This window comes from Enterovirga sp. (genome assembly GCF_028290205.1).
GTDB lineage: Bacteria > Pseudomonadota > Alphaproteobacteria > Rhizobiales > Beijerinckiaceae > Enterovirga.
Genome location: NZ_JAQGKF010000180.1, coordinates 1 through 7,948, shown reverse-complemented (window position 1 = coordinate 7,948; position 7,948 = coordinate 1). Strand labels below are relative to the sequence as shown.

Here is a 7,948-nt window from a genome sequence, read left to right as displayed (position 1 = left end):
CGTTCACGAGCAACGACTTCTCCTCGATCCTGCTGCAGGCGCAGTCCTCCAAGGCCAAGGTGATCTGGCTCGCCAATGCCGGCGGCGACACCGTCAATTCCATCAAGCAGGCGTCGGAATTCGGCATCACGCAGGGCGGCCAGAAGCTGGCCGGTCTGCTGATGTTCATCAACGACGTGAAGGCCCTGGGCCTCAAGACGGCACAGGGGCTGGTGCTGAGCGAGACGTTCTACTGGGACGTGGACGAGGGCACGCGGGCCTGGTCGAAGCGCTTTCTCGAGCGGGCGGGCCGGATGCCCAACATGACCAATGCGGGCGTGTATTCCAGCGTCATCCACTACCTGAAGGGCGTCGCGGCCGAGAAGGGCAAAGACCCGGCCAAGGTGATGGCCTGGATGAAGGCCAACCCGACCGACGATCCGCTCTTCGGCAAGGGGACGGTGCGCCAGGACGGGCGCAAGATCCACGATGCCTTCCTCTTGGAGGTGAAGAAGCCTGAGGAATCGAAGGCCGAATGGGACCTCTTTAAGGTTCTGGCCAGGGTGCCGGCCGACCAGGTGTGGCGCCCGCTCGCAGAGGGGAAGTGCCCGCTGGTCGGCAAGACCTGACCGGAGAGCCGGGTCGGCTGGGCGCCCGCCTGCGCCCGGCCCGGCCCACGGCACTGTCTTCGGCACGGCCGTCACCCGTGCCGAGGGCCGCAAGCTTCACGACGCCTGCCTCCGCGAGGTGAAAGCCCCGGGAGGCAGAGGCGGTCGGGATCTTCCCCGGGAGCCTGGCCAGGGTCCTGGGGAATGGCTTGCTGGCCGAGGGACGCGAGCCCTGATCGGGAGGCGCCGTCCTCGGCACCGCCCTGGCCGCTACGACGCGACGCCCCGGGCGAAAGCCCGGAGGCGTCATCCACTTGAGGCCGGCCCGCGGAGCAGCCATGCTCCGGTGTGCCGACCGCGCCACGTTCCATCGCCTGAGCCCCCGAAGGGCGGAGCGCTCGAGACCATGACCGCATGACCACGATCTTCGGTATTCCCTCCGCGGCCTTGTTCGGGCAGTTGCTGCTCGGGCTGATCAACGGCTCGTTTTACGCCATCCTGAGCCTCGGGCTGGCGGTGATCTTCGGGCTCCTCAACATCATCAATTTCGCGCACGGCGCCCAGTACATGATGGGCGCGTTCGTTTCCTGGATGCTGTTGAACTACCTCGGCGTCGGCTATTGGTGGTCGCTGCTTCTCGCGCCGCTCGTGGTCGGCGCCCTCGGGATCCTGATCGAGCGAACGCTGCTGGCGCGGCTGTACAATTTCGATCACCTCTACGGCCTGCTGCTGACCTTCGGCCTCGCCCTCATCATCCAGGGGCTGTTCCGCAACCAGTATGGGGTGTCCGGGCTGCCCTACGGCATCCCGACGCAACTCAGCGGCGGGCAGAATCTCGGCTTCATGTTCCTGCCGAACTACCGGGGCTGGGTCGTGGTGGCTTCGCTGGTCGTCTGCCTTGCGACCTGGTTCGTGATCGAGCAGACGAAGCTCGGCGCCTATCTCCGGGCCGCCACCGAGAACCCGACGCTGGTTCAGGCCTTCGGCATCAACGTGCCGTTGATGATCACCCTGACCTACGGCTTCGGCGTGGCGCTGGCGGCCTTCGCCGGCGTGCTGGCCGCGCCCATCTATTCGGTGAACCCGAACATGGGCGCCGACCTCATCATCGTGGTCTTTGCCGTGGTCGTGATCGGCGGCATGGGCTCGATCCTGGGCTCCATCATCACCGGGTTCGCGCTGGGCCTGGTGGAGGGGCTCACCAAGGTGTTCTACCCGGAGGCTTCGGCCACGGTGATTTTCGTCATCATGGTTCTGGTCCTGCTCGTGAAGCCGGCCGGCCTGTTCGGGAGGGCCGCGTGATGGCCAACGGGACAATTGCAGCCGGCGGCGGGCCGGTCCTCGACGAGGCCCCCATTGCGGCGGCGGCGCCTGAGAACCGCGGCTCCGCGGCGCTCCACCGCAGCATCTTCATCGGGCTCGCGGCCCTGCTCGCGGTGGCGCCCTTCGTGCTCTACCCGGTCTTCTTGATGAAGGTGCTGTGCTTCGCGCTGTTCGCGAGCGCCTTCAATCTCCTGCTCGGCTTCGGCGGGCTGATGAGCTTCGGCCACGCCGCCTATTTCGGCATGGCGAGCTACGTCACGGCCTATGTGGCCAAGCGCTGGGGGCTCACGCCCGAACTCGCCATCGTGTCCGGTGTGGTCACGGCGACCCTTCTCGGCGTGGTCTTCGGCGCGCTCGCGATCCGGCGGCAGGGCATCTATTTTGCCATGATCACGCTGGCGCTGGCCCAGATGGTGTTCTTCTTCTCCGTCCAGGCGCCCTTCACGGGCGGCGAGGACGGCATCCAGGCCGTGCCGCGCGGCCATCTGTTCGGCCTCATCAACCTGGCTGACGACAAGGCGCTCTATTACCTCGTCGCGGTGATCTTCCTGTTCGGCCTGTTCGTGATTTACCGCATCATCCACTCGCCGTTCGGGCAGGTTATGAAGGCGATCCGGGACAACGAGCCGCGCGCGATCTCGCTCGGCTACCGGGTCAACCAGTACAAGCTGCTCATCTTCACGCTCTCGACGGCGATCGCCGGCCTCGCCGGGGCCACCAAGGCCATCGTGTTTCAGCTCGCCTCGTTGACCGACGTGCACTGGACCATGTCCGGCGAGGTCGTGTTGATGACGCTGGTCGGCGGCCTCGGCACGGTGTTCGGCCCGATGGTCGGTGCCGCGGTCATTGTTGCCATGCAGAACTACCTGGCGACGCTGGGCGCCTGGGTGCTGGTGGTGCAGGGCGTGATCTTCGTGCTCTGCGTGCTGGCCTTCCGGGAGGGAATCGTCGGCCTGTTCGCACGGCTGTTGAAGCGGCCGCTCTAGTCTCGACGCGAGGCTCTCGCGGAGCCTGATTCGAGGTGCCGGTCGGGCACCTCGAAAGTGGCCCGGTGCTCGACGGAAGCCGAGGCCGGAACTGAGCCGGCCGTTGCGGACGGCCGCCGGCCTCGCGGCCTGCGCCGGACCGCTCCTCCCGGTTCATCCACCTGTCCCCAAAGGGATCGTCTTGCGGCTGCCCGTGCTCGCGGCGATCGGCAGGGCCTGACCGCTCGCGGCGCAGCCCCCTCCGGGTGCCGCGCTAGCGGAGGCGTCGGTGGTGCGGCGGGAGCGGCCCGCAGATCCGGCGCGCCCGAGCGACCGGCCAAGTCCGGGCAGCATGACGGCCGCGATCCTCCGGGCGCATCTTCGCCCGGGCGCGGCCCGTGATCGGTATCTGACGTCGGCGCGGCCTCGGCCGGGGGTGCCCCGATTACGAGCTGCCGCGGCGGAAGCCCGCGCTGCGGGCGCAACAGATCAAGCGGTTCAGCGCCGGGCTGAACCGCTTGGGGCGGATCCCGCCCTGCGCCTTCGCACTCCGCTCGGGCGAGCCCGAGCGAAAGGGCTCAGCCCTGCTTCACCGCGAACATGTTGCCGAAGCGGTTGTTGAAGCGCGACAGGCGCCCGCCGCGATCCAGCAGCTGCTGGTGGCCGCCGGTCCAGGCGGGGTGCGTGTTCGGGTCGATGTCGAGGTTCAGGGTGTCGCCGGCCTTGCCCATGGTCGAGCGGGTCGTGAACTCGCTGCCATTGGTCATCACCACCTTGATCACGTGGTAATCCGGGTGGACGGTCGCGCCCTTTTCGCGCTTCTCGACCTTGATGGCCTTTTGATTGTTCTCAGCCATGGGGGTGTCCTTCGCGAAACGGGCTGAGCCGGGCAGAGCGGCCCGGCGACGCGTCCGCCTTCATATCTCGAATGGCCGCGCTATAACGCAGCGTCCCGGAGGTGACAAGCAATCCGCTTGCGCGAAGAGACCGGAGACGATTCGCGCCGCCTGCGGCTGCGCCGCAGATGTGAGGTCATGCCGGCACTTTCCCCCGATCGGTCACGGGCATCGCTCCGTTCGCTGAAGCCCCTGGTCCCGTTCGGCCTTCGCTACAAGGGACGGATCGCGGCTGCGCTCTGCGCCCTGGTTGTCGCGTCGGCCGCCACTCTCGCCCTGCCGGTCTCGGCCCGCCGCGTCATCGACCACGGCTTCTCTGAGGGCAGCGGCCGCCTGATCGACGCCTATTTCGGCGTCCTGATCGGCGTGGTCGCGGCCATCGCGGTCGCCAGCGCCCTGCGGGCCTACCTCGTCGGCACGCTCGGGGAGCGGATCGTGGCGGACCTGCGGGCCGCGGTGTTCCGACGGCTCACCACCCTCGACCCGGCCTTTTTCGACGCCGCCCGCTCCGGCGAGCTGGTGTCCCGCCTGACGGCCGACACGACGCAGGTGAAGAGCGCCTTCGGCGTCTCGATCTCCATGGCGCTGCGCAACGTCGCGCTGTTTGTCGGCGCACTGGTCATGATGATCGTGACCAGCCCGAAACTCTCGGGGCTCGTGATTCTGGCCATTCCGCTGATCGTGCTGCCGCTCGTGTTCTCGGGCCGGGCGGTCCAGCGCCGGTCGCGGGCCTCGCAGGACCGGCTGGCCGACGCCTCGGCCTATGCGGCGGAAGCCGTGGGGGCGGTCCGCACGATGCAGGCCTTCGGCATGGAAGCCGCGACGGCGGCGCGGTTCGCCGCGGAGGCCGAAGCTGCCTACCGGGCTGCGCGCGATGCGGCGCGCGCCCGGGCCTTTCTGACCGGCGCCGTGATCTTTCTGGTCTCGGCGAGCGTGGTCGGCGTGCTCTGGTACGGCGCCCAGGACGTCCTGTCCGGCCACATGTCGGGCGGACGGCTGTCGCAATTCGTCCTCTACGCCGTGTTCGCGGCGAGCTCGCTCGGGCAGCTCTCGGAGGTCTATGGCGAGCTCTCGGCGGCGGCAGGTTCGGCCGAACGCCTCGGCGAGATCCTGGCCTCCGAACCGCTGGTCGCCCGGCCGGCCCTCCCCCAGACGCTGCCCGAGCCGCCGCTCGGCACGGTCGCGTTCGAGGCCGTCAGCTTCCGCTACCCGGCCCGCGACACCCCGTCGCTCCGCGGCATCTCCTTCTCGGTTGGAGCCGGCGAGAGGGTGGCGCTTGTCGGGCCCTCCGGTGCCGGCAAGAGCACGGTGTTCCAGCTGCTGCTGCGCTTCTTCGATCCGGAGACGGGCCGGGTGCTGGTGGACGGGGTGCCGATCCGCGAGCTCGACCCCGCCGCGCTGCGCAGCCGGATGGCGCTGGTGCCGCAGGAGCCGACGGTCTTCCGCGGCTCGGTGCTGGACAACATCCGGTACGGCCGGCCCGAGGCGTCGGAACCCGAGATCCGCCGGGCCGCCGAGGTGGCGGCCGCGCACGGCTTCATCTCCGCCCTCCCGCACGGCTACGCGACCGAGATCGGGGAGCGCGGCGTCACTCTGTCCGGCGGTCAGCGGCAGCGCATCGCGATCGCCCGGGCGGTGCTGAAGGATTCGCCGATCCTGCTTCTCGACGAGGCGACCTCGGCCCTCGACGCGGAGAGCGAGCAGGCGGTCCAAGCGGCGCTGGAGCGGCTCATGTCCGGACGGACCAGCCTCGTGGTCGCGCACCGGCTGGCGACCGTACGGTCGGCGGACCGCATCCTGGTGCTGGACGACGGGGCGATCGTGGAGGAGGGCACGCACGAGGCGCTGTCGCGCCGCGGCGGGCTCTATGCCCGCCTTGCCGCGCTGCAATTCGGCGAGGCCGTGGTGCCCTCGAGCGACGCCGCCGGGTGACTCGGGGCAGGGTGGGCCGGCCTCGGCGAGGCCGGCCGGGCCCGGGCGAGCCGGGCCGGGGTCCTCAGGCGGCCGGCTTGGTGACCGCGACACCCTTCTCGGCCAGGAGCTGCTGCAGCTCGCCAGCCTGGAACATCTCGCGCGTGATGTCGCAACCGCCGATGAACTCGCCCTTTACGTAGAGCTGGGGAATGGTCGGCCAGTTGGAATAGGCCTTGATCCCGTCCCGGATGGCGGCGTCGTCGAGCACGTTCACGCCCTTATAGGGCACCCCGACATAGTTCAGGATCTGCACGACCTGGCCGGAGAAGCCGCACATCGGGAATTGCGGCGTCCCCTTCATGAACAGGACGACGTCGTTCGACTTCACCTCGTTGTCGATCAGGGCATGAGCGTCAGTCATCGTGATCTCCGCGACGGGCGGCCGCAGCCGCCCAGAGTTCGCCGTATATGCGGACGGCCCCGGGCGCTTCACAAGCCGGGGCCATCCCGTTGCGCTAATCCTGAGGCGCGACCGTGGTGAGCGCAAGCGCGTGCAGCACCCCGCCCATGCGGCCACCGAGCGCGCCATAGACCATCTGGTGCTGCTGCACCCGGCTCTTGCCCCGGAACGCCGCCGACGTGACCGTTGCGGCGTAATGGTCGCCGTCTCCCGCCAGGTCGCGGATCTCGATCAAGGCGTCGGGCAGCGCCTCCTTGATCATGCGTTCGATCTCCGCCGCATCCATTGCCATCCGCCGAACTCCTTCAGGCCGCCTCGGGCTCAGGCTCACGCTCAGGCTCGGCCTCGGCCGGGCCGGCCATGTAATCGGGCAGCCAGCTCTCGTGGGCGCTGCTCAGGGTCGCGATGGGCAGCGGCTCTTCGCCCGGCAGCGTGATCTCGATGCCGCCCGTCATGCCCAGATACCAGTTCGGGATGCCGGCCTCGGTCGCCTCGCGCCGCAGATCGAACATGGATTCGCCCGGGCAGGTGAGCACGTAGCGGGCGCCGTCCTCGCCGAACAGGAAGGCATGCAGCGGCACGGTGGACGGCATGTCGCGGGCCTGGAGCGTGATCCCGATGCCGCCGGCCATGGCCATCTCGGCCAGCGCCACCGCGATGCCACCATCGGAGGCGTCATGGACGGTGTCGGTGCGGCCAGCCCGAATCAGACCCCTGACGAAGTCGCCGGCCCGGCGCTCCGCCGCGAGGTCGACCGGCGGAGGCGCGCCCTCCTCCCGGCCGCAGATCTCGCGCAGGTAGACGGACTGGCCGAGCCAGCCCGCCGTCGCGCCCAGCACGATCACGGCCTCACCCTCGCGCTTGAACGGGATCGAAGCCCGGACCGCCACGTCGTCCACAAGGCCGACGCCGCCGATGGTGGGGGTCGGCAGGATGCCGCGGCCGTTGGTCTCGTTGTAGAGCGACACGTTGCCGGACACGACCGGGAAGTCGAGGGCCCGGCAGGCCTCGCCGATCCCGGCGATGCAGCCGACGAGCTGGCCCATGTATTCGGGCCGCTCGGGATTGCCGAAATTCAGGTTGTCGGTGACCGCCAGCGGCAGGCCGCCGACCGCCGTGATGTTGCGGTAGGCCTCCGCGACGGCCTGTTTCCCGCCCTCGACCGGATCGGCCTCGCAGTAGCGGGGCGTCACGTCGACCGTGAGGGCAAGACCTTTCGGGCCGTCTCCCACTCGAACCAAAGCGGCGTCCCCGCCCGGCCCGCCCACGGTGTTGCCGCCGATCAGGTGGTCGTATTGCTCCCACACCCAGCGCTTGGAGCAGAGGTCGGGCGAGCCGACGAGGCGCAGCAGGGCATCGGCATTGCCGATCGGCGGCTCGACGCTCTCCGGCGCGATGGTCGGCTCGAAGGTGTTGGCGAGATGCGGCCGGTCGTACATCGGCGCGAGGTCGCCGAGCTCCTTGATCGGCAGGTCGGCCACCGTCTCGCCGCCATGCCGGACCACGAAGCGCAGCGTGTCGGTGGTCTTGCCGATCACCGCGAAATCGAGACCCCACTTGCGGAAGATGGCCGCGGCCTCCTCCTCCTTGGCGGGATCCAGAACCATGAGCATGCGCTCCTGGCTCTCCGACAGCATCATCTCGTAGGCGGTCATGCCGGCTTCGCGCGCCGGCACCTTCTCGATATGCAGCTCGACGCCAAGATCGCCATTGGCGCCCATCTCGACGGCCGAGCAGGTCAGGCCCGCGGCGCCCATGTCCTGGATCGCGATGACGGCTCCCGATGCCATCAGTTCGAGGCAG

General features: G+C 69.1%; 8 protein-coding genes. 4 read left to right on the top strand and 4 right to left on the bottom strand.

The window, feature by feature from the left end; translation table 11 throughout:
• The 3 genes from JWR86_RS12970 to JWR86_RS12960 all read left to right on the top strand — a co-directional run.
• The coding region (locus tag JWR86_RS12970; RefSeq protein WP_299566175.1) for an ABC transporter substrate-binding protein at nucleotides 1-608 on the top strand (608 nt) is incomplete at its 5' end.
• Nucleotides 609-1,001: 393 nt separating this feature from the next.
• The gene (locus JWR86_RS12965; protein ID WP_299566172.1) at nucleotides 1,002-1,889 is read left to right on the top strand and encodes a branched-chain amino acid ABC transporter permease; all 888 of its coding nucleotides are present in this window, start codon (nucleotides 1,002-1,004) and stop codon (nucleotides 1,887-1,889) included.
• Entirely contained in the window at nucleotides 1,889-2,896 is a 1,008-nt protein-coding gene (locus tag JWR86_RS12960) for a branched-chain amino acid ABC transporter permease (protein ID WP_299566169.1), read from the top strand. The genes JWR86_RS12965 and JWR86_RS12960 overlap by 1 nt, the downstream gene beginning before the upstream one ends.
• Before the next feature lie 557 nt (nucleotides 2,897-3,453).
• Here the strand turns inward: JWR86_RS12960 and rpmE are convergent.
• Entirely contained in the window at nucleotides 3,454-3,732 is a 279-nt protein-coding gene (gene rpmE, locus JWR86_RS12955; protein ID WP_299566166.1) for a 50S ribosomal protein L31, read from the bottom strand.
• A 177-nt stretch (nucleotides 3,733-3,909) separates the two neighbouring features.
• On the opposite strand from rpmE, the gene JWR86_RS12950 reads away from it, so the two are divergent.
• On the top strand, nucleotides 3,910-5,703 hold the full coding sequence (locus JWR86_RS12950) for an ABC transporter transmembrane domain-containing protein (protein WP_299566163.1): 1,794 nt from the start codon (nucleotides 3,910-3,912) through the stop codon (nucleotides 5,701-5,703).
• Between the two features lie 64 nt (nucleotides 5,704-5,767).
• Here JWR86_RS12950 and grxD read toward each other — a convergent pair whose 3' ends face one another.
• The 3 genes from grxD to JWR86_RS12935 all read right to left on the bottom strand — a co-directional run.
• Nucleotides 5,768-6,106, bottom strand: coding sequence for a Grx4 family monothiol glutaredoxin (gene grxD, locus JWR86_RS12945; protein WP_299566160.1), 339 nt, complete (start codon nucleotides 6,104-6,106; stop codon nucleotides 5,768-5,770).
• Nucleotides 6,107-6,200: 94 nt separating this feature from the next.
• On the bottom strand, nucleotides 6,201-6,437 hold the full coding sequence (locus JWR86_RS12940) for a BolA family protein (RefSeq protein ID WP_299566157.1): 237 nt from the start codon (nucleotides 6,435-6,437) through the stop codon (nucleotides 6,201-6,203).
• A gap of 13 nt (nucleotides 6,438-6,450) precedes the next feature.
• A partial coding sequence (locus tag JWR86_RS12935; protein ID WP_299566154.1) for an AIR synthase-related protein occupies nucleotides 6,451-7,948 on the bottom strand: 1,498 nt, incomplete at its 5' end.

Excerpts from the sequence above, each read along its gene's own strand:
- JWR86_RS12965 (WP_299566172.1), top strand. The coding sequence starts at position 1,002 with ATGACCACGATCTTCGGTATTCCCTCCGCGGCCTTGTTCGGGCAGTTG.
- JWR86_RS12960 (WP_299566169.1), top strand. The coding sequence starts at position 1,889 with ATGGCCAACGGGACAATTGCAGCCGGCGGCGGGCCGGTCCTCGACGAG.
- rpmE (WP_299566166.1), bottom strand. The coding sequence starts at position 3,732 with ATGGCTGAGAACAATCAAAAGGCCATCAAGGTCGAGAAGCGCGAAAAG.
- JWR86_RS12950 (WP_299566163.1), top strand. The coding sequence starts at position 3,910 with ATGCCGGCACTTTCCCCCGATCGGTCACGGGCATCGCTCCGTTCGCTG.
- grxD (WP_299566160.1), bottom strand. The coding sequence starts at position 6,106 with ATGACTGACGCTCATGCCCTGATCGACAACGAGGTGAAGTCGAACGAC.
- JWR86_RS12940 (WP_299566157.1), bottom strand. The coding sequence starts at position 6,437 with ATGGCAATGGATGCGGCGGAGATCGAACGCATGATCAAGGAGGCGCTG.